This is a genomic window from Mesorhizobium sp. M0189, assembly GCF_040322135.1.
GTDB lineage: Bacteria > Pseudomonadota > Alphaproteobacteria > Rhizobiales > Rhizobiaceae > Mesorhizobium.
In genome coordinates this window covers 37,486-58,025 of sequence record NZ_JAMYSW010000016.1, presented here as the reverse complement: position 1 = coordinate 58,025, position 20,540 = coordinate 37,486, and the positions used below count along the sequence as shown (strand labels likewise).

The following is a 20,540-nucleotide window of genomic DNA, read 5'->3' as shown; positions in this document are numbered from 1 at the left end:
GAAAGGTTTGCGCCGTCCGCCATCGAGCCGCAACAGCGGCTGCAGTATCGCTTGCCCCTTGATTTTTGGCCGCTAAACCTCGATATCGGGCGCAAATCCACACCATTTGAAAATGACGGGAAACGGCGATGAGCGACCAGGCAAAAGACGAACGCGCGCCCGATGAAGCCGAGAAGACCGAGGCTGCCGCGGAGCCAAGGGAAGGCGGCGTCGACGGCGACTATGAAGCGCTTGTGCGGCTTCTGAAGGAAAACGAAGAGCTGAAGGATCGCGCGCTGCGCGTGGCGGCCGACATGGAGAATTTGCGCCGCCGCACCGCCCGAGACGTCCACGATGCGCGCGCCTATGCGGTCGCCAATTTTGCCCGCGACATGCTGTCGGTATCAGACAATCTGCGCCGTGCGCTGGATGCCATCCCGGAGGAGGCCAAGGCGTCGGGTGATGCCGGCTTCAAGGCGCTGATCGACGGCGTCGAGATCACCGAGCGCGCCATGCTGTCGGCGCTGGAGCGCCACGGCGTGAAGAAGCTCGAGCCCGAGGGGGAGAAATTCGATCCGAATTTCCACCAGGCGATTTTCGAGGTGCCCAATCCCGACGTGCCGGCCAACACGGTCGTCCAGGTCGTGCAGCCCGGCTATTCGATCGGCGAGCGCGTGCTGCGGCCGGCCATGGTCGGCGTCGCCAAGGGCGGCCCCAAGCATGTGGCAAGCGAAGCGCCGGTGGAGCCGGGGCCGGTGAACGAGCAGGCTGAGAAGGATGCGTGAACTGGGAGTAGGGCTCCGTTAGCCAGCAACCGCCATCAAAGCGTGAGGGATGATCGACCGCCCCCAACCTATCCGATTTCAGGGCGATCAAACAGTTCGCCGTGCAGGCTTTCCTGCCCTCAGCTCAGCAGTTCACAGCCATAGCGGCGGACCACGTCGGGGAATGTCTCCATGTCCGGCATTCCTTCGCCGTCCGGAGGAATGCGCCTGTCGGCGGTGGGCACACTGGTCGCCCTCAGAAGTTCCTCGAAACCGCCAGGCGTGAAGAAGAACAGCATCCGGGCCGGCCCACGCTTGACCGTATAGCGGTGCGGCACATCGCGTGGCCCAAAGAGAAACGAACCGGGTCCAGCCATAATCGCCTTACCGCCGATCTCGAACTCGATCTCGCCTTCCATCACCAGGAATGACTCGTCCTCGCGATGGTGCACATGCAGCGGCGCCTCACCTTCGCTCTCGAGCACTTCGATCAGCGTGAACTGGCCCGCGGTCTGGACCGCTGTCGCCTTGATCACCGCTAGCGAGCCAAGCCACCAGCGCGCCTCTCCTTCCAAGGCGTGACTGCAAAAGGCGTGGGGAGTGCTCCTGCCAGCTTCGCCGCCAGCCACGGCCGCCACAGAATGGTAGCCGACCTTGATCGAGGCGGAATTCACCATCGAGCAATAGTTTTTGATGCCGGGCAGGGAGGACCAGACCTCGCCAGCCGCCTTGGCGCTGTCCATGTCCGCCCATTCGAATATCTCCGTCCAGCCGCCTGCGGATTTGAGCAGGCGACGGTTGAGGAAACCCCTGAGCTTTCGCACCTCGTCATTCACTTCATCCCTAGTCTGCAGGAACATCTGCTCGGTGAATCCGGGCTTCAATGCAAATTCAGTGATTTCAACGACATTCGTGTCCATGACTTCCTCCCTTTGCCATCTGACCTTTGTTTCGCCTCCCGCATTCTGTTCGCTCAAGACGTGCTCGTCCGGCCTCTGCCTTTGAGCCAGCAGAGCGCCATTGTCGTTGCCGTTTCGACGGCGAGGTCCACCGTCATACCGCGTATCCGCATGGCGTTGAACGTCGGAAAGTCGAATAGAAAGCTGATTGCCTGCACGACATCATCGCCCGGACCGTCGTGCGCCAGTGCCTCACGCACGAATCCGGCCACCATGTGTCGCAGGTATTCCTCCCATTCCCGCATGGCCGGAAGCTCGCGCTCGCGCAGGTCGCTTTCGAGATGCCGTCCGCCACGTTGGTAGAAGGCGAACAGCTCGTTGGCGACCCGGCGTAGCCGTTCTTCAGGATCGGTCGCGTCGCCGATTATCTCCCTCACTGCTTCGGGCGACGGAGGACGCAGGCGCTCCATCAGCAATTCGCCGCACGCCGGCACCAGGTCATCCAGAGTAGGAAAATGCTTGTAGACGGTGCCAACGGCGACATCGGCTTCCGTAGCGATATCCTTCCAAGTCGTGCCAAAGATGCCGTTCTGGGTGTGCAGCTTGATTGTCGCGTCGAGAATGCGCTGCCTCGTCTTGGCGAAGGCGGCAGTCCGGGAAGCCATGCTGTAGCGGCGAGGGGACATAGACGTCCACCCAAATAATTGAATGAACAATTCAATCATTTAATTTATCTGGAGTCAATCCAGATTCGCAGGAGCCACTCGCTATTCCCCACTCGGTATTTCATTATTCCCTCCATGAACCCGATCGAGCTTCTCGACTATGCCGGCGTCGCCGTCTTCGCGGCGACCGGGGCGCTGGCCGCCTCGCGCAAACAGCTCGACATTATCGGTTACCTGTTTCTGGCTAGCGTTGCCGGCATCGGGGGCGGAACGTTTCGCGACGTCATCCTCAACGTGCCCGTGTTCTGGGTGGGAAACCGCGACTATGTGCTAATCTGTGCGGCGGTGGCGGTCGTCGTCTTCTTCAGCGCACATCGTTTCGAGTCGCGCTACAAATTGCTGCTCTGGCTCGACGCCATAGGTCTTGCCGCATTTTCGGTGATTGGCGCGGCCAAGGGGCTGACGATCACCGGGTCACCTGCAGTTTCGATCGTCACCGGCATGCTCACCGCAACCCTTGGCGGCATTCTGCGCGATCTGTTGACAGGCGAGCCTTCGGTGCTCCTGAGACCGGAAATCTACGTTACCGCAGCGCTTGCCGGCGCCGGCCTCTACACACTTGGCGATTTCGCCGGACTGCCGCCGCTTGCGTCGGGCCTGGCAGGTTTCATGGCGGCTTTCTGCGTACGCGGCGGCGCGCTGAAATTCGGCTGGGCCTTTCCGTCCTACAAAAGCAAGCCTGGCCGGCGTCCGGAAGATATTCCCTGATTTAAGGTGTCAGGCTGCAAACCGCTGCGCTTCCCCGCCATAATAATTGACGTAGCGGGCACCGATCTCCTTGACCGGCATCACCACGAACACGTCGACCGTCGAGAATTCACGGTCGATGACGCAACCGTCGCCGATGCGCGCGCCGACGCGCAGATAGCCCTTGACCAGCGGCGGCATCGCGGCGATCGCCGCCTTGGTGTTAACGGCTTCGATCGGCATCAGATCCATCGAACAATAGCGCCCGGCGACGGCACGCACGTCCCACGATGAATTCGTCCGGCAGTGGTGGGCAAGATAGGTCAGCGCCTCTGCATGTGCCGCCGGCACGGTGCCGTGGAACGACGCGCAGCCGGTCATCACGCCAATGCCGTAATGATTGATATAGGCCCAGATGCCTTGCCACAGCGCCTCGATGGTGCGCTTGGAGCGGTATTCCGGCAGAACGCAGGAGCGGCCGAGCTCGAGGAAGCGCTGGCCGGGATGTCGCGCGATCAGCTTGGTCAACTCGAATTCGCCTTCGGAATAGAAGCCGCCCGCCGCCGCGGCAATCTCCTGCCGCAGCAGGCGGTAGGTGCCGACGATGCGGCGATGCTCGGGACCGGAAAGCGAAGTATCGAAGACCAGCAGATGGTCGCAGAGGGGATCGAAGCGGTCGGCATCGCGGCGGTCCTGCATCTGGAACAGGTCCTTCCTGGCACCAAGCTCGTCGTAGAACACCCGGTAGCGCACTTCCTGCGCGGCGGCGATCTCGGCCTCGTTGCGGGCGAGCCGCACTTCGAGATTGCCGATGCGGCCGAGCGATGCGCCTTTTATGACGGCATCGGCGTTCCGGCCGACGAGCAAAGGCCCGCTGGCGTTCGGCCGAGCATCACATTCCGGCATGACTGTATGCACGAGTGATTCTCCTTCGAGCCATCCCTCTTGGCACGGGGATACGGTGTAGGTGCAACAGGATTGTGACAGTACCGTGATACGGCTCTGCGGGCAATACTTCGTCGGCTGGGTAATCTATCGACCGTCTATGTTGTGCCTCAAGCGGCCACTTGCCCTTCAACCGCATGAACCAGGGCATCAGGGTCGAGCGGCTTGGTGACGAAGCCGCTCGCACCGTGGGCGAGCACGGCGTGGCGGGTCTTTTCCTGGCTGTCGGCCGACAGCACCATGATCGGCACCGGCGGAACCGCGGTCTCCTCCTCATGGCGGCGGATGGCGGCGATGGCGTCCAGCCCGTCCATGACAGGCATATGCAGGTCCATCAGCACCACGTCGTAGCGGTGCTTATGGCCGGTGCTGATGACCGCCTCGACCGCGGCCTTGCCGTTGCCGACCACTTTCACCCGATGCCCGGCCTTCAGGAGGGTGGCGCGGGCCAGCATGGCGTTGATGTCGTTGTCCTCGGCGATCAGCACCGACAGGCCCTGCTGGCGGCCGCCAATGGCGTGCCCAGCCTGCGCGCCGCGCTTTTGCGGTTGCGGCTCGGCGATGACCGGTGCGTGGCTGGTCAAAAGCACGCGCAGCAATGTCTCGCCGCGCACCGGCCTCGCCAGGAAGGTGGCGTAACCGTTGGCACGGAACTCGCCAAGCATGCCGCGGTCGGTCGGCGCGATCAGCGTCACCGCCTCGCAATCGACAAATCCGCTCTGGCGCAGGCGCCTGAGCAGCCTGCCGTCGCTTTGCTCCATGGCAGCATCGACCAGAAGCACGTTGCAGCCCTCGGCGAAAGGGGCGGCCTGGGCGGCGGCGGCGGCCAGATCGACCGTTCCGCCATTGGCGCGAATGGTGCGGGCGATGGCTTCGGCCTCGACCAGGTTCTTCGACACGATTACCGCATGCCGGCCCAACAGCGCGTTCTGGCGGATCTGCAGCGCCTCGACGGCGGAAATAGCGGGAATCTCGAAGACGAATTCGGATCCCTGGCCAAGCCGGCTCGACACCGAGATAGTGCCGCCCATCGCCGTCACCAGGCGCTTGGAAATCGCGAGACCGAGGCCGGCACCACCATGCGTACGGGTCGAGGTGCCGTCAGCCTGTTCGAAGTCCTCGAAGATGCGCTCCATGTCCTCCTCGCGCAGACCGGGGCCGGTGTCGGTGATGGTGAAGCGGATGCGGTTGGTGGTTTCGGTGCGGACGCGGCCGATGCTTGCCAGGACGCCGCCGCTGTCGGTGAACTTGACGGCATTGCCGATAAGGTTGAGCAGCACCTGCCTGACCCTGCCGGGGTCGGCGGTGATCAGCTGCGGCACGTCGGGTTCGACATGGCAGCCGAGGCCGATATCCTTGGCAAAAGCCCGCGCCGCCAAAAGCTCGATGACATTGTCGGCGATCTCGCGCACCGACATCGGTTGCGGTTCGGGATCGAAGCGGCCGGCCTCGATCTTGGAATAGTCGAGCAGGTCCTCGATCAGCGCCAGCAGCGCGCTGGCCGAGGTCGAGATGGCGCCGACATAGGTCCGCTGCTCGGGCGAAAGGCTGGTGTCGGCGAGAAGCCGGGCCATGCCCATGATGCCGTTCATCGGCGTGCGTATCTCGTGGCTGACGGTGGCGAGGAAGCGCGATTTGGCCTGGCTCGCATATTCGGCCCGTTCGCGGGCGGTGATCAGCGAGGATTCGGCGCGTTTGCGGGCGGTGATGTCACGGGCGATGGCGCGATGCGAAACGGCGCCGCTGTCCTTGTCGCGCACCGACAGCTCGATCCAAGAGAACCAGCGTGGGCCGTCCGGCGTGCGAATGGCGACATCAGTGGAACTCAGGCATTCATGGTCGGAAAAGGCGGCGTCGGGAACGATGCCGACATCGATGCCTAGTTCCGCCAGGGTCTTGCCGGCGAGGTCGCGCTGGTCGGTTTCGACAAGGTCGGCGAAAACCTTGTTGGCGTAGACGATATGGCCGTCGCGGTCGCGGTGGACGACGAGATCGCCGAGTGCATCGATCAGACCGCGAAAGCGCTCCTCGCTCTCCTGCATCTCCCACATGCGGTCGGCCAGCGTCTCGATCTCGGCGCGACTGCGGGCGGTCGTGGCATCGAGCAGGGCCACCGCGCGACGCTGGGTGCGCCTGTTGCGCAGATGCATGGCGAGCCCGGCGATGGCTGTCGCCAAAAGGCCAATGGTGATGAAGATCGGCGCTCCGGTCAGATGCGACAGGCCTGCCAGCACGATGATGGCGACGAGAGTCAGGAAGGGCAGGCCGTGGCGGTTGGCGTCCGGCAATTCCGGCGCCAGCGGCGGCGCGGCGACAAGCTGCCGCCCTGACGCCTCGGGGGCCGCCCGGTCGGCCCGTTCGGCTGGTTCCGCCTCTCTGATGCCGGGTTCCGCAATCATACGGAATTCCTGCCAGACAGAGCTTATTGAAGGTTGTGGTTGATCGTTCGAATTTTAGCGGTCGCGCTCTTTTTTTCCCTTTGGAGCCTCACATGTCCACCACCACGCGGCCGCGGATCTTGCCCTCGACGATGTCATGCGCGGCGCCGATGATGCCGTCGAAGCCGATGCTCGTCGACAGGCTGGCAAGCTTTGCGTGATCGAGATCGGTGCCGATGCGGCGCCAGGCCTCGATGCGGACCGCCTTGGGCGCCATCACCGAATCGATGCCGAGCAGCGAGACGCCGCGCAGGATGAACGGGGCGACGCTTGCCGGCAGGTCCATGCCGCCGGCGAGGCCGCAAGCGGCAACGGCGCCGCCATAGGAGGTCATCGACAGGACGTTGGCCAGCGTGTGGCTGCCGACAGCGTCGATGCCGCCGGCCCAGCGTTCCTTGGCTAGCGGTTTTGCAGGCTGCGCAAGCTCGTCGCGTGAAATCACTTCCGCGGCACCGAGGTCGGTCAGATAGGGGCTTTCGGCACTGCGGCCGGTCGAGGCGATGACGTGATAGCCGAGGCTGGACAGGATCGAGACCGCGACCGACCCGACGCCACCGGCAGCGCCCGTCACCACCACAGGGCCGCGGTCGGGCACGATGCCGTGGCGCTCCAGCGCGATGACGCAAAGCATGGCGGTGTAGCCGGCGGTGCCGACCGCCATCGCATCATGCGGGCTCATGCCGTCCGGCAGCGGTACCAGCCAGTCGCCCTTGACGCGGGCGCGTCCGGCAAAGGCGCCGAAATGCGTCTCGCCGACGCCCCAGCCGTTCAATATGACCTTGTCACCCTCGCGCCAGTCGGGATTGGAAGACGAGATGACGGTGCCGGCGAAATCGACGCCCGGCACCAGCGGCCAGCGGCGGATCACCGGCGCCTTGCCGGTGATTGCAAGGCCGTCCTTGTAGTTCACCGTCGTCGCCTCCACCGCGACGGTGACGTCGCCTTCCATCAGGTCTGCCTCGGTGAGCTCGGTCACCGCGACCGACTGGTTTTTCTCGGCGTCGCGCGAAACGAGGATGGCTTTGAAGGCTTCGGGCATTTTTTCTCCTCGGGCTTGCAAATAAGAAATGTGCGGTGCCGGGCGAGTGAGGTCAATCGCTCGATGTTCCGCGCCACCAGCCAATGAGCTCATCGAAGACGACCAGCACGGCACCGACCGAAATGAAGGCATCGGCGAGGTTGAAGATCGCGAAGGACCAGACCGGCGTGTGAAACAGAATATAGTCGATGACATGGCCATAGGCAGCGCGGTCGATCAGATTGCCGAGCGCGCCGCCGACGATCAGCGCGAAGCCGACGCGGGCAAGCAGGTGGCCGGGCGGCGTGCGGGCCGCAAGATAGAGAACGAAAGCGACCACCAGAACCGCGACGACCACCAGGCCGGTGTCGCCGAAGGACGAAAACAGCGAAAACGCGATGCCGGTGTTGTAGGTGCGGTACAGCGCCAGGAACGGCAGGAGATCGAGCCTTTCCTGGAAGGCAAGGCCGGTCTCGACCAGATATTTCAGCCACTGGTCGAGCGCTATCGCGGCGACAACCAGAAAAGCGTAGGGGCTCCAGGACTTCATGGTTTGCAGTTTCACGGTTTGGGATGTCACGATCGGGCATCCTCCGGGCCGAGCTTCAGCGCGCCGCGCCGGATCTCGAACAGCATGACGCCGGTGGCCACCGCAAGGTTGAGCGAATCGGCGCGGCCTGCCTGCGGTATCCGCAGCAGCTTGTCGCAGCTTGCGGCAAGCTCGTCAGGCAGGCCTTGCTGCTCGTTGCCCATCATCAAAAGCACCGGGCCTTTTGAAAAATCGACCGAGCGGTAATCGACCGCACCCTTAAGATGGGTGCCGGCGACGAGGCCGGGAAAGCTCTTTCGCCAGGCGAGAAAAGCCTCGGCCGACGCCTTGGCGACCGGCACGGCGAAGATCGAGCCCATGGTGGCGCGTACCGTCTCGACCGAAAAGGGATCGGTGGTCTCGCCGACCAGGATGACGCCTTTGGCGCCGACGGCGTCGACCGTGCGGATGACGGTGCCGAGGTTGCCGGGGTCGCGGACGCGGTCGAGCACCACCCAGACGTCGCCATCATGGGCGCGAATGTCCTTCAGCGGCAGCAATTTCTGCGAGAACACGCCGACGACCATTTGCGGATTGTCGCGGCGGGTGATGGCGACCAGCACGTTTTCCGAAACTTCAAGTACGGTGCCGCCGGCGGCAACCGTGCGCGCCGCAACTTTTTCAACCGCCGCATTGCCACGTCCGGCCTTGGCGAAAACCAATGTCCTGATAGACCAGCCGAGATCGAGCGCGTCGATGACCAGCTTCAGGCCTTCGGCCATGAAGGCATTCTGCTGGTCGCGGAATTTCTTCTGCGCGAGCGCCTTGATGTCCTTGACCAGCGGATTGGCGAGGCTGGTGACTTCCTTCACCTGCCCTGGCGCGCCCGCGTGCCGTTCGTACGCACTCATTCAGGCCACCCAGCGCGAGAACAGCGAGGTCGAAAGCGCCCGGCCGGCGGATTTCTCGCGGATGATCAATTCGCCGGATTCGACCGTGCCGCCCATGCCGGCGAAGGTGTCGCGCATCAAGGCGTGGATGGCGAAGAAAGAGGCGCGGATCGAATAGGCGGTCAGCACCACAGCGAGCGGCTTCGGCGTCAGGATCGCACGGCAGATGTCGGTCAGCGCCGGCAAATCTTCGAACAGATGCCAGACCTCGCCCTTCGGTCCGCGGCCATAGGCGGGCGGGTCGAACAGGATGATGTCGTAGCGGCTGCCGCGGCGCTCCTCGCGCTCGGCGAATTTCACGGCATCGTCGACGATCCAGCGGATCGGCCTTTGCGACAGGCCCGCCATCTCCTGGTTTTCGCGCGCCCAGCCGATCGCCTTCTTGGAAGCATCGACATGGGTGACCTCGGCGCCGGCACGCGCCGCCACCAGCGAGGCAAGACCGGTATAACCGAACAGGTTCAGCACCTTCACCGGCCGTTTTGCCGCCGCAATCAGCCCGGCCATGTGGTCCCAGTGCGAGGCCTGCTCGGGAAAGACACCGACATGGCGAAACGAAGTGAAGCGGCCGAGATAGTCGATGCCGTCATGCTTCATCGGCCAGGTCTCGCCGAGCGGCGTCTTCGGAAAGCGCCAGCGGCCGATGCCTTCCTCGTCGGTATCGCCGGTGAAAATGGCATCGGCGCGTTCCCAGTCCCTGGCCGGCAATGCCTTTTGCCAGATCGCCTGGCCCTCCGGCCGAACGATGCGGTAGGGGCCGTATTGCTCGAGCTTTTCTCCGGCGCCGCTGTCGAGCAGCGCGTAATCCTGATTGGCGCCGACTTCGAGGATCAGCGGCAGATGTTCGGCAGGCAGCGCGCCATCGCGGCGCGAAAGTGGGCGCGGCGCTGCTTTCTGCTCGGACCGGTCCTGCGGTTTCGTCTCCGGACCAGCGGTTGGATTGGCGTCGCGCCGCCGCGGCTGCTCTATCCCGCCTTTTTTCGCGGGCGGGCGGCTGTCGCGGCGTTTGTCGCGAAAAGGTTTCAAGAAGGCGCATCTCCGGACGGCGGCTGCGCCGCTTCTGCCACAGCGAATTGACCGGCGCAACAAAAGGGCTGCAGGCGTTTGCGAACGGATCAGCCACGCCTGATCGACAGCAGCCCGACTGCGAGCGCGATGAAACCGACGGCCTTGAAGCCGGTGACGACCATATGGCCGGCTTCCCAGCGGCTCCGGATAGCTTCGAAATTGCCCGGGATCGGTCCAGGCACCCAGGTGGCCAGGACATCGTTTGCCGGTTTGACGAGCGCAACCCACGCGACAAGCGCCATCAGATAAAGCATGGTGGCGGCCAACACCCACCAGAATGCCGGGCGGTCGCCGCGCAGCATCCATGCGAGGAGCCCCGGACAGGCGACGGCCGCCACGTCCAGCGGTGCGCCGACAGTCAAAAAGAACTGGAACTGAGCATTGAAGACCGTGGTTTCTCGCCAGAGCGAAGGCGGCCATCTGGTCAGCCGCGGCACCGATTCCAGTACGTGGGCGAAGGATGGTCCGAGGCTTAGGGCAGCACCGGTGGCGGTCAAAACAGACCAGAACAACAGAAGACCGCGTATATCCATAATGGCCAGACAACGGCGTCAGGCCGCATACGTTCCGGTCGGCGATCATCCTGCTTGCCGCCGAAAGCGCAGGCGCACTATCGTCCATCCAAATTGGGCATCCATCCAAACCGGGTTGCGATCCATGTCCCGCGCCGAACGCCTGCTCGACTTGATCCAGATCCTGCGCCGGCATCGCCGGCCAGTCAGCGGCCGCAGCCTTGCCGGCGAAATGGGTGTGTCGATCCGCACGCTCTATCGCGATATCGCCACGTTGCAGGGGCAGGGCGCACCGATCGAGGGCGAGGCGGGGCTGGGTTACGTGCTCAGGCCAGGCTTCATGCTGCCGCCCTTGATGTTCACCGACGAGGAGATCGAGGCGATCGTGCTCGGTTCGCGCTGGGTGGCCAAGCAGCCGGACTGGCGGCTTGCCAACGCCGCCACCGACGCGCTGGCCAAGATCGCCGCCGTGCTGCCGGACGATTTGCGCGAAGAGCTCGATGCCTCGACGCTGCTGGTCGGGTCGCGCACCGAGGTCACCGAAGGCATCGATCTCGGCGTGGTGCGGCAAGCCATCCGCGAGGAGCACAAGTTGAGCTTTGTCTATCGCGATGCCGGCGGCGCTGCCTCCGAGCGCACCGTCTGGCCGTTTGCACTCGGCTTCTTCGACAAGGTGCGCGTCGTCGCGGCGTGGTGCGAGATGCGCCAGGATTTCAGGCACTTTCGCGCCGATCGGATATCCGGCCTCAACGCCACCGAGACGCGTTATCCGCGCCGTCGCCAGGTGCTGCTCAAAGAATGGCGGGCGACGCTCGACAAGCCAAGCTAAGGCTGCCGCTCAGTTAAGACTGCTGCCAGAATCTGGCAGTGGTGCACGCTATGCTGCTCCAGTCGAAACCATCTGGAGAGCAATTCATGACACCGCCCAATTTCGTCATCCTCTATGTCGACAAGCCTGAGCAAAGCGGCGCCTTCTACAGCGCGCTGCTCGGACGCGAGCCGGTCGACACCTCGCCGACCTTCGTGTTGTTCGTGCTCGACAACGGCTTCAAACTCGGCCTCTGGTCGCGTCATACCGTAGAGCCGGCCGCGGCGGCCGCAGGCGGTGGCGCCGAGGTCGTCTTTGCGTTGGATACGCCTGGCGCTGTCGACACCACCCATGCCGAGTGGGCCGACCGTGGGCTGACCATCCTGCAGAGCCCGACCGACATGGATTTCGGCCGCACCTTCGTCGCGCTCGATCCGGACAACCACCGGCTACGGGTTTATTGGCAAAAGGAGTAAGGCAGTAGGGCAGTAGGCGAGAGCAAAGTAGCACTAGGCGCGGCGCCGCACGATTAGCACGGTTTCCTACTGCCCTACTGCCCTACTGCCCTACTGCCCTACTGCCCTACTGCCCTACGCTTGCGCGATACACGGCAATGCCGGCGGCCAGGTCCTCGAGGGCCGCGCCGACCGACTTGAACAGCGTGATCTCGTCATTGCCCTGCCGGCCTTTTTTCTGGCCGCGTGCCAGTTCATAGAGGTCGGCGACGATGGCTTGCGGCTTCAGCACGCCGGAGGCCAGCGGCTGGACGATGTCGCCGGCTTCCTTGGTGGCGCCGGCGCGGGTGTCGACATAGACGCGGGCGCGTGCAATCGCGTCGTCGTCGCTTTCGCGCATCGCCGGCGTGAAGCCGCCAACCAGATCGACATGGGTTCCCGGTTTCAAGAGTACCCCTTTGATCAGTGGCGCGGTGGTGATGGTCGCCGATGACACGATATCGGCCTGGCCGAGTTCGACGTCGAGATCGCCTGCGGCGTCGGCCGCAAAACCCTCGGCACGCAATTTTGCCGCGACCTTTTCGGCATTGGCCGGCGTGCGGTTCCAGATGCGGATGTTCTTGATCGGCCGCACCGCCGAATGCGCCTTTGCAAGGAATGGCGACAGCGCGCCGGCGCCGACCACCAGCAGCCGTGATGCGTCTTCGCGGGCCAGATAGGACGCGGCCAGTGCCGAGGCGCAGGCGGTGCGCCACTGCGTCAGCCGCTGGCCATCGATCAAGGCCTGAGGCTCGCCGGTGGCGCCGTCCAGCAACAGGTAGAGGCCCATCACCGCAGGCTTGCCGACGGCGTTGTTGTCGGGCGACACTGTGACGATCTTGACGCCGATATGGCCATCGGCCGAGGTGCCGGCGTTGAAGTCGGTCCAGGCCGGCATCAGAAGCAGCGTCGAGGCGGCACCGTCGGGCCGCTCGACCGTGTGATGATGCCTGACCGGCTGCACGGCGCCGTCGCGAAAAGCGGCGCGCAATGTCTCGACCAGCCCGGGAAAGGTCAGCGCGCGGTCGACCTCGGCGGCGGAAATGGTCAGCATGATGGCTCCGTGGAGAAATAGGCCGGTTGCGCTTCCTGCCCGAGCCGCGGCTCAGTTCATCGGCTTCGGCAAGGCCGGGCCCTGCGCCGCTGTGGGCGCGCGGCTGACTGCCAGACGCAGGTTCTCGGCCTCGGCGCCGCGCTGGCGCGCCAGCTTGCGGTAGCGGCCCTGCTTGATCCAGGTCGCCAGGCTGCCGACGATCATGCCGATGGCCAGCGCCAGGAACAGGAAAATGAACAGCGGCACGGTCAGCGTCAGCGCCGGATTGCCGGGATTGAACGGATCGAGCGTGAAGGCCACCGGTTCGCGGTTGGCGACGGCCAGCGCAATCAGGATGACGGCCAGCGGCACGAAAACCACGATGAGGATGAAGCGATTGAACATGTTTTTCCGTTCGGAAGAAAAGGCAGCAACGGGTCGGCGGGCGCCGCGCCTATTTGCCTCCGTTCAGCCTTTCACGCAATTCCTTGCCGGTCTTGAAGAACGGCACCCATTTCTCCTCGACCTCTACGGATTCGCCGGTGCGCGGATTGCGGCCGGTGCGGGCAGGGCGGTTTTTCACCGAAAACGCGCCGAAGCCGCGCAACTCGACCCGGTTGCCCTCGGCAAGCGCGTCGGTGATTTCATCGAAGATGGCGCCGACAATGTTTTCGACATCGCGCAGGAAAAGATGCGGATTGCGCGTGGCGATGATCTGCACAAGTTCGGATTTGATCATGAAAAGGCTCCCCGTGAAAGCAGTGCCGCCGAAATTATCAGAATGATTTTATTTGCTTTTTCACTCCCAAGCGGCTCCTCAAGGGTGCCAGACGGAAACGAGACCGTCAAGAAACAAGCGATCCGCTCCAATTTCGTGAAGGACGTCGCCGCCATGGCCAGGCAGGCCAAGCGCAGTGCCGACGGTCTGCGCCATCGCCTTGGAGAACAGGAAACCACCGCGTTTTTCCGTGTCCTTCCATTCCACCACCTTGAGTTTGGCATCGACACCCTTGCCTGCAAGCCAGTCGATCGCTTCGGCCTCGCCGCCGACCGCGTCGATCAATCTGTTGGTGACCGCCTGCCGGCCGGTGAAGATCGACCCGTCCGCGAGCGCCAGCGCCTCCGGCTTGGTCATGTTGCGGCGCTCGGCGACGATGCCGACGAACCAGTCGTAGCTGTCGAGAATGAGTTTGCGGACCATGGCGCGTTCATCGTCATTGGTCGGCTTGAAGGGGGAAGGCGAGGCCTTCAAGGGCGAGGATTTCACCTCCTCCAGCTTGACGCCGAGCTTGTCCATGAGGCCGCTGACGTCCGGGTACTGGATCAGAACGCCGATCGAGCCGACGATCGAGGATTTGCGTGCGACAATATGGTCGGCCGCGGTGGCTATCATGTAACCCGCCGACGCCGCGAGCGTGCCGACCTCGGCCACCACCGGCTTGTCGGCGGCGAGCTTGCGCACTGCCTCGTAGATCGACTCGCCACCGACGGTGGTGCCGCCGGGTGAATCGATCGACAGGATCACAGCCTTGACGCGCGGCGACTGACGGATGGCTTCCAGCCGCTTGATCAGTTCTTCGTCTTCGGTGATGGTACCTTCGATCTTGACCTTAGCGATGTGGTCGACAGCCGCGCCGGTGAATTCGTCACCATAAATCCACGCGGAAAAGGCGATCAGCCCGGCTGCGGCGACAAGAATCGCCGCAACACGCCAGAATGTCAGCTTGCGGCGCAAGCGGCGGCGGTCGATCAGGTCGTCGGCTCTCAATGCCATGGTCAGCCTCGTAGTCGGTGGGAGCAGATGCTTTTAAAGCAACCATTCGCGCCCGGCTACCGTTTCCTGACGGCCTTCGCCAAAGCCGTCTTCGGCGTTCGGGCAAGCTTCAATCTGTCGCGTTCCACAGGCTCTAACACTGTGCGCCCATATCTGGTATGAGGTTCAGGCTGCGCTGGGGCCATTTTCGTTGTATAGGGGCGGCTGTCATATTTTTGCGGTTTTCCTCGGCTTGTGCTTGCTTGAGGGTGCCGGCACCCCACCTATAGGGCGGCCTGGCGGGCAGGGGTTTAGAAGAAGCAGTCATGTTAGCGGGACCAATCGAACCGACCAACACCGAGACGGAGTTGGCTCCCAAGGCCGCAGGCCGGGCGCGGGTCGACGCCTTTGACATCGCGCAGCGTCATTCGCGCCGGGTGCGGATCCTCAAGCTGGCCGTGCCGCTGGTCGCCGCCCTGATCGCGGTCGCGTTTCCGGTCTATTCCTATCTCATGGCTCCCGCTGCAATCGAGGTGCAGGCCGACGGCGGCTCCTTTGCCAATGGCAAGCTGGTGATGGCCAATCCCAAGCTCAACGGCTTCACCAAGCAGAACCTGCCCTATTCGATGACGGCCCTGCGCGCCATACAGGACGTCAGCAAACAAGGCATCATCGATCTGGAAGGCATCAAGGCCAGGCTGCCGATTGCGGCCGACAACACGGCCGCCATCGATGCCGCGCGCGGCACCTATGATCGCGACGGCAACACGTTCAGCCTGACCAGCGACGTGACGGTATCGACCACGGATGGCGTGGTGGCAAAATTCAAATCAGTCTATCTCGACATGGGCGAAGGCACTATGAAGACAAGCGAACCCGTCGATGTCAGCCGCGGCGGGTCGCGGATCAGGGCGGATTCGATGTCGGTCCAGGACAATGGCAAGGTCCTGGTTTTCGAGAACAAGGTGCGCGTCGACATCGATCCCGCCAGTTTGAAGGCGGCAGAGGCAAAGAGCGGAGAGACCAATGCGGTTCAGTAGTTCGGCACGGCGCCTCGCCGCGGTTTCGGCGTTGCTGACCCTCGGGCTGCCATTGGGGCTCACCCTGGGGACGGCTTCGTCGCTGGCGCAGTCCAGCGCCACCAGCCAAATGTCCGGCCTCAGGCTGTCGGGCGACAAGCCGATCCAGATCGAAAGCGACAAGCTCGAGGTGCGCCAGGCGGAAAGCGTCGCCGTCTTCACCGGCAACGTCAACGTCGTCCAGGGTCCAACCGTACTCAAGGCCGGCAAAATGACGGTCTATTACGTCAGGGATGCAGCCGCCGCCAAAGGCGCCGAGCCGGCGGGTGCCGCGGCGATGACCGGATCCGCCAACATCGACCATCTCGTGGTCGACGATAAGGTCTACATCAAATCGGACAATCAGGTTGCCACCGGCGACCGCGGCACCTTCGACATGAAGACCGAGGTGCTGGTGCTTTCGGGCAGCAAGGTCGTGCTCTCGCAAGGCGACAACGTGCTTGTCGGCTGCAAGCTTACGGTGCAGATGAAGAGCGGCCTTGCCCAGGTCGACGCCTGCGGCGGCCGCGTCATGATGTCGATCACGCCGCAGGCGAAGTCTGGAGCAGCGAAACCCTGATGACCGGCATATCGTCGCTGCTGGCGCGTCTTCCAGGGCGCGCCGCCAGCAAACTTGCGGCACCGGCCAGGGTCACCGTCGAAGCGGCAAAGTTCAAGGGAACCTTGATCGCCAAGGGGCTGACCAAAAGCTACAAGGGCCGCAAAGTCGTCAGCGGCGTGACGCTGGGCGTGCGCGCCGGCGAGGCGGTTGGGCTGCTCGGCCCCAATGGCGCCGGCAAGACCACCTGTTTCTACATGGTGACCGGGCTGGTGCCGGTCGACGAAGGCACCATCGAAATCGACGGCTTCGACGTCACGTCGATGCCGATGTATCGCCGCGCCCGTCTCGGCATCGGCTATCTGCCGCAGGAAGCGTCGATTTTTCGCGGCCTGAACGTCGAGCAAAACATCCGGGCCGTGCTCGAAGTGGTCGAAAAGAGCCGCAAGGAGCGTGAGCGCCTGCTCGACGAATTGCTCGAGGAATTCCACATCAGCCATCTGCGCAAGGCTCCATCGCTGTCGCTCTCCGGCGGTGAGCGGCGGCGCCTCGAAATTGCCCGTGCGTTGGCAACCCGCCCCGCCTACATGCTGCTCGACGAACCGTTCGCCGGCATCGACCCGATCGCCGTCGCCGACATCCAGCAGCTCGTGCGCCACTTGACGGCACGTGGCATCGGCGTGCTGATCACCGACCACAATGTGCGTGAGACCCTTGGCCTGATCGACCGCGCCTACATCATCCATGCCGGTCAGGTGCTGACCCATGGCCGAGCCGACGAAATCGTCGCAAATGCCGATGTGCGGCGGCTTTATCTTGGCGAGGGATTTACGCTCTAAATGCGAAATTCCGGTTCGAACGGGATTTCCGGCGTAGTCCGGCAGCTTTTTCTTCGATTTTCTGCCTGAAAAACGCGCTGGCAGGCGAGTTTTTCCGCACCTCGCCTTGACAAGCAAAAGCCGGGCCAGTTTCTATGCTGGCCTGGAAAATTCTTTCCAGCAGTGCGGGCGCGTAGACGGGGCGTTGAAACCGAACCATGGCGTTGGCGGCAAAACTACAGCTACGACAGTCGCAGTCGCTGGTGATGACGCCGCAGCTGATGCAGTCGATCCGCCTGCTGCAGTTCACCCACCTCGAGCTGGAACGCTTCATCGACGACGAGATCGAACGCAATCCCCTGCTGGAACGCGCCGAACCGCAGGACGACGCCGCCAGCGACCAGGCGCAGAAGAGCGACGCCGCATCGGAACCGGCAGCCGACGGCGACTGGTTCGAAGCGGAGACGGCGTGGAGCGCCGAGGCGATCTCGGAAAAGCTCGATACGTCGCTGGAAAACCTGTTTCCCGACGATCCTGGAACGAGCGAGCGGCTCGGCCCCGACCTGACGGCGCAATGGAAATCGGCGTCCGGCAATAGTTCCGCCTCTTCCTCCGACGGCTTCGACGTCGCGGATATGGCGGCGGCTGCCATCACGCTGCGCGACCATGTCGGCGAGCAGGTGGCGCTCGCCTTCGCCGATCCGGCCGCGCGCCTGATCGCCAGCGAGCTTGCCGACGGCGTCGATGAGGCCGGCTACATGCGTGCGGACATGGCCGAGATCGCGGCCCGCCTCGGCACGGACGCCACGGCGGTGGCAAGGGCGCTGGCGATTTGCCAGACATTCGAGCCCGCCGGCATCTTCGCCCGCGACCTCGCCGAATGCCTGTCGCTGCAGCTTGCCGTGCGCGACCGGCTCGATCCGGCGATGAGGGCATTGATCGCCAATCTCGAACTCCTGGCACGGCGCGATTTCCAGACGCTGAAGCGGATTTGCGGTGTCGACGAGGAGGATCTGCTCGACATGCTGGCCGAGATCCGGGCGCTCGACCCGCGGCCGGGAATGGCGTTTTCGCGCGGTGCCAGCGATGCGATCGTGGCCGACGTCGAGGTGCGCGCAGCCAATGACGGCAGCTGGACGGTCGAGCTCAATGCCGAGACGCTACCGCGTGTGCTGGTCGATCACATCTATTTCGCTCAGGTCACGCCGCATGCGAAAAACCAGGCGGAAAAGGATTTCCTCGCCGAATGCCTGCAGAATGCCAACTGGCTGACGCGCAGCCTCGACCAGCGGGCGAAGACTATCCTCAAGGTCGCCTCCGAGATCGTGCGCCAGCAGGACGCTTTTCTCGTCCACGGCGTGCGGCACCTGAAGCCGCTCAACCTGCGCACGGTGGCGGACGCTATCGGCATGCACGAATCGACGGTCAGCCGGGTCACGGCAAACAAATACATGCTGACGCCGCGCGGCGTGTTCGAGCTGCGCTATTTCTTTACCGCCTCGATCGCTTCGTCGGGTGGCGGCGATGCGCATTCGTCGGAAGCGGTGCGCGACCGCATAAAGCAGCTGATCGACGAAGAGAAAGCCGTCGATGTGCTTTCCGACGATGCCATCGTGGACATGCTGCGGGAAAGCGGCGTCGACATTGCCAGGCGCACGGTTGCCAAATACCGGGAAGGCATGAACATACCCTCTTCGGTGCAACGGCGGCGCGAAAAACGCGCTTTGGCCAGCGCCGGCCGTTGAACTCCGGCAGAATTTCCACAGCTTTCGCGTTCATTGACAAGCGGCAACGAAGTGGCTAGAAGCCCGCCCGCATGAGACGGGCTGGCGAGTGGATTTGAGTTCGCTGATGCCCGCACGAGGGATGGTCCGTCACGACGTAGGCCACGGACGGCCAAGAAGGCGGCTTGTGATCAACCGGAAAGTTCGGATTTAAAATCGGCGCAAGTGACGCCGCAAAGCTTGTGCGCACGGACCACGAGTATAAACTCGGGACAGTTTGAAGCCTGAGCAAGGAAGGTCAGTTTTCAGATGACACTGCGCATATCGGGAAAACACATGGATATCGGCGATGCGTTCCGTACGCGCATCAACGACCGTGTCGGGGAAGTGATCGGGAAATATTTCGATCGGGGCTTTTCAGGGCAAATCGTAGTCGTCAAATCGGGGTCGCGCTACACGGCCGATTGCATGATCCGGCTGGATTCCGGTGCTTCGCTGCAGGCGACCGGCGATGCCCAGGATCCGACGCTTGCCTTCGATGCCGCGGCGGACCGTCTGGAAACCCGCCTCAGGCGTTACAAGCGCCGGCTGAAGTCGCACAATTCAGGCAATAGCAATGGCGAACTCACCGACGTCGCCTATACGGTGATGGCCCCGCTTGCCGATGACGACGAGGAGATACCGGAGAATTTCGCGCCGGCCATCGTCGCCGAATCGACCATGACGCTGCGGACCATGTCGGTGGCGTCAGCCGTGATCGAGCTCGACACCAAGGACAGCCCGGTCCTGGTCTTCCGCAATGCCGGAAACGACCATCTCAACATCGTCTATCGCCGGCCGGACGGGAATATCGGCTGGATCGACCCGTCTACGGCCAAGGTCGCGCAGGGGTAAAAACCAGCCGCACGCAAGCGTGGGGACTGGCGACGGCAGGCGAACAAGGGATTTCAAGCATGGATCTGAGCGATCTCGTCAACGTTCCGGCAATCATGCCGGCGTTGAAGGCGAACTCCAAAAAGCAGCTGCTGCAATTGCTGTCTGAAAGGGCGGCGGCAATTTCCGGCATTCCGGAGCGGGAGGTGTTCGACACCATCCTGCAACGCGAGCGGCTGGGTTCGACCGGCGTCGGCAACGGCATCGCCATTCCGCATGGCAAGCTGGCCGGGGTGAAGCGGATCGCTGGAGTTTTTGCCCGGCTGGAGACACCGGTCGATTTCGAGGCCCTCGACGATCAGCCGGTCGACCTGGTGTTTCTGCTTTTGGCCCCCGAAGGTGCCGGCGCCGACCACCTCAAGGCGCTGTCGCGCATCGCGCGGGTGCTGCGCGATGCCGACACGGTTGCCAAGATCAGGGGCACGCGCGATGCCGTGGCTATCCACGCGCTGCTGTCGGATACACAGGCCTCGCACGCCGCCTGAGTTGATTGGACCCGTTGAAGGGCCGCCGTGAGCGGCCCTGTCCGTTTCAGCCAGATCGGCGCGCCGTGTTGTTAGTGGATAGCGACGGGGGTCAGATCGTTTTCCAAGGCGCCGGCCAGCGCCCGGTCGCGAGCATCCGAAAGCAGGATCGGCTGGCCGTTGGCGGCAAACAGGGCCCACAGTTCCAGCCCGGGCGCGATTTCGCCGAGGCCCGGGAAACGGCCGCGCAGATCGTCGCTCGACACTTTCCTGAGATAGGCGACCGAACCTTCGCCGAGATGAGCGAATTCGCCGCTGGTCATGATGATATTTTCGTCAGTTCTGGTCATTTCAAGCCTCCTTGCCGCGAGACGCCGCTCAA

Annotated in this window: 24 protein-coding genes; 10 read left to right on the top strand and 14 right to left on the bottom strand. The window is 63.5% G+C overall.

The window, feature by feature from the left end:
• Positions 1-128: 128 nt before the first annotated feature.
• The gene (grpE, locus tag NKJ09_RS24930; RefSeq protein WP_352495492.1) at positions 129-764 is read left to right on the top strand and encodes a nucleotide exchange factor GrpE; all 636 of its coding nucleotides are present in this window, start codon (positions 129-131) and stop codon (positions 762-764) included.
• Positions 765-883: 119 nt separating this feature from the next.
• On the opposite strand, the gene NKJ09_RS24925 is transcribed toward grpE, so the two are convergent.
• Together NKJ09_RS24925 and NKJ09_RS24920 are read right to left on the bottom strand one after the other, a co-directional pair.
• Positions 884-1,663: a quercetin 2,3-dioxygenase gene (locus NKJ09_RS24925; protein WP_352495491.1), complete on the bottom strand. Its 780-nt coding sequence runs from the start codon at positions 1,661-1,663 to the stop codon at positions 884-886.
• A 53-nt stretch (positions 1,664-1,716) separates the two neighbouring features.
• Positions 1,717-2,367, bottom strand: coding sequence for a TetR/AcrR family transcriptional regulator (locus tag NKJ09_RS24920; RefSeq protein ID WP_084642653.1), 651 nt, complete (start codon positions 2,365-2,367; stop codon positions 1,717-1,719).
• A gap of 75 nt (positions 2,368-2,442) precedes the next feature.
• On the opposite strand from NKJ09_RS24920, the gene NKJ09_RS24915 reads away from it, so the two are divergent.
• The gene (locus NKJ09_RS24915) at positions 2,443-3,075 is read left to right on the top strand and encodes a trimeric intracellular cation channel family protein (RefSeq protein ID WP_023718946.1); all 633 of its coding nucleotides are present in this window, start codon (positions 2,443-2,445) and stop codon (positions 3,073-3,075) included.
• Positions 3,076-3,084: 9 nt separating this feature from the next.
• Here the strand turns inward: NKJ09_RS24915 and olsB are convergent, their stop codons facing one another.
• The 7 genes from olsB to NKJ09_RS24880 form a co-directional block, all read right to left on the bottom strand.
• Positions 3,085-3,960: a l-ornithine N(alpha)-acyltransferase gene (olsB, locus tag NKJ09_RS24910; protein ID WP_023675251.1), complete on the bottom strand. Its 876-nt coding sequence runs from the start codon at positions 3,958-3,960 to the stop codon at positions 3,085-3,087.
• 149 nt (positions 3,961-4,109) lie between these two features.
• Positions 4,110-6,398, bottom strand: a complete 2,289-nt coding sequence (locus NKJ09_RS24905) for a hybrid sensor histidine kinase/response regulator (RefSeq protein WP_352495489.1) — start codon at positions 6,396-6,398, stop codon at positions 4,110-4,112.
• Between the two features lie 88 nt (positions 6,399-6,486).
• Positions 6,487-7,476: an acrylyl-CoA reductase (NADPH) gene (gene acuI / locus NKJ09_RS24900; RefSeq protein ID WP_352495488.1), complete on the bottom strand. Its 990-nt coding sequence runs from the start codon at positions 7,474-7,476 to the stop codon at positions 6,487-6,489.
• 52 nt (positions 7,477-7,528) lie between these two features.
• On the bottom strand, positions 7,529-8,005 hold the full coding sequence (lspA, locus tag NKJ09_RS24895) for a signal peptidase II (protein ID WP_023718949.1): 477 nt from the start codon (positions 8,003-8,005) through the stop codon (positions 7,529-7,531).
• Between the two features lie 26 nt (positions 8,006-8,031).
• Positions 8,032-8,895 (bottom strand): TrmH family RNA methyltransferase, encoded by an 864-nt coding sequence (locus tag NKJ09_RS24890; protein WP_023718950.1) that lies wholly within the window; start codon positions 8,893-8,895, stop codon positions 8,032-8,034.
• Positions 8,896-9,960, bottom strand: a complete 1,065-nt coding sequence (locus NKJ09_RS24885) for an RsmD family RNA methyltransferase (protein ID WP_352495487.1) — start codon at positions 9,958-9,960, stop codon at positions 8,896-8,898. It abuts the gene before it with no gap.
• Positions 9,961-10,049: 89 nt separating this feature from the next.
• Positions 10,050-10,535 carry a DUF1772 domain-containing protein gene (locus NKJ09_RS24880; RefSeq protein ID WP_352495486.1) on the bottom strand — a complete coding sequence of 162 codons (486 nt, stop codon included), beginning with the start codon at positions 10,533-10,535 and terminating at the stop codon, positions 10,050-10,052.
• Positions 10,536-10,659: 124 nt separating this feature from the next.
• On the opposite strand from NKJ09_RS24880, the gene NKJ09_RS24875 reads away from it, so the two are divergent.
• Together NKJ09_RS24875 and NKJ09_RS24870 are read left to right on the top strand one after the other, a co-directional pair.
• Positions 10,660-11,343, top strand: coding sequence for a helix-turn-helix transcriptional regulator (locus NKJ09_RS24875; protein ID WP_023718953.1), 684 nt, complete (start codon positions 10,660-10,662; stop codon positions 11,341-11,343).
• A gap of 86 nt (positions 11,344-11,429) precedes the next feature.
• Positions 11,430-11,798, top strand: coding sequence for a VOC family protein (locus tag NKJ09_RS24870; protein WP_031193999.1), 369 nt, complete (start codon positions 11,430-11,432; stop codon positions 11,796-11,798).
• Between the two features lie 106 nt (positions 11,799-11,904).
• On the opposite strand, the gene lhpI is transcribed toward NKJ09_RS24870, so the two are convergent.
• The 4 genes from lhpI to sppA all read right to left on the bottom strand — a co-directional run bounded on the left by lhpI (position 11,905) and on the right by sppA (position 14,623).
• The gene (lhpI, locus tag NKJ09_RS24865) at positions 11,905-12,870 is read right to left on the bottom strand and encodes a bifunctional Delta(1)-pyrroline-2-carboxylate/Delta(1)-piperideine-2-carboxylate reductase (RefSeq protein WP_023718954.1); all 966 of its coding nucleotides are present in this window, start codon (positions 12,868-12,870) and stop codon (positions 11,905-11,907) included.
• A gap of 51 nt (positions 12,871-12,921) precedes the next feature.
• Positions 12,922-13,254 (bottom strand): DUF1049 domain-containing protein, encoded by a 333-nt coding sequence (locus NKJ09_RS24860; protein WP_352483587.1) that lies wholly within the window; start codon positions 13,252-13,254, stop codon positions 12,922-12,924.
• Positions 13,255-13,303: 49 nt separating this feature from the next.
• Positions 13,304-13,588, bottom strand: a complete 285-nt coding sequence (locus NKJ09_RS24855; protein WP_006200394.1) for an integration host factor subunit beta — start codon at positions 13,586-13,588, stop codon at positions 13,304-13,306.
• Between the two features lie 78 nt (positions 13,589-13,666).
• Positions 13,667-14,623 (bottom strand): signal peptide peptidase SppA, encoded by a 957-nt coding sequence (gene sppA / locus NKJ09_RS24850; protein WP_352495485.1) that lies wholly within the window; start codon positions 14,621-14,623, stop codon positions 13,667-13,669.
• Between the two features lie 305 nt (positions 14,624-14,928).
• Here sppA and lptC point away from each other — a divergent pair, with 305 nt between their 5' ends.
• The 6 genes from lptC (at position 14,929) to ptsN (ending at position 20,179) form a co-directional block, all read left to right on the top strand.
• On the top strand, positions 14,929-15,642 hold the full coding sequence (gene lptC, locus NKJ09_RS24845) for an LPS export ABC transporter periplasmic protein LptC (protein WP_023718957.1): 714 nt from the start codon (positions 14,929-14,931) through the stop codon (positions 15,640-15,642).
• The gene (locus NKJ09_RS24840; protein ID WP_023718958.1) at positions 15,629-16,240 is read left to right on the top strand and encodes an LptA/OstA family protein; all 612 of its coding nucleotides are present in this window, start codon (positions 15,629-15,631) and stop codon (positions 16,238-16,240) included. The genes lptC and NKJ09_RS24840 overlap by 14 nt, the downstream gene beginning before the upstream one ends.
• Positions 16,240-17,058, top strand: a complete 819-nt coding sequence (gene lptB / locus NKJ09_RS24835; protein WP_023718959.1) for an LPS export ABC transporter ATP-binding protein — start codon at positions 16,240-16,242, stop codon at positions 17,056-17,058. Before NKJ09_RS24840 ends, lptB begins: the two co-directional genes overlap by 1 nt.
• A 197-nt stretch (positions 17,059-17,255) precedes the next feature.
• The gene (gene rpoN, locus NKJ09_RS24830; RefSeq protein WP_023718960.1) at positions 17,256-18,782 is read left to right on the top strand and encodes an RNA polymerase factor sigma-54; all 1,527 of its coding nucleotides are present in this window, start codon (positions 17,256-17,258) and stop codon (positions 18,780-18,782) included.
• Between the two features lie 288 nt (positions 18,783-19,070).
• Complete coding sequence (gene hpf / locus NKJ09_RS24825; RefSeq protein ID WP_352483585.1) at positions 19,071-19,655, top strand: ribosome hibernation-promoting factor, HPF/YfiA family; 585 nt, start codon at positions 19,071-19,073, stop codon at positions 19,653-19,655.
• Between the two features lie 59 nt (positions 19,656-19,714).
• Positions 19,715-20,179, top strand: coding sequence for a PTS IIA-like nitrogen regulatory protein PtsN (ptsN, locus tag NKJ09_RS24820; RefSeq protein ID WP_023718962.1), 465 nt, complete (start codon positions 19,715-19,717; stop codon positions 20,177-20,179).
• A 71-nt stretch (positions 20,180-20,250) separates the two neighbouring features.
• Here ptsN and NKJ09_RS24815 read toward each other — a convergent pair whose 3' ends face one another.
• A complete protein-coding gene (locus NKJ09_RS24815) occupies positions 20,251-20,508 on the bottom strand; it encodes a BQ00720 family protein (RefSeq protein ID WP_352483584.1) in 258 nt (85 codons plus the stop codon).
• Positions 20,509-20,540: the final 32 nt, after the last annotated feature.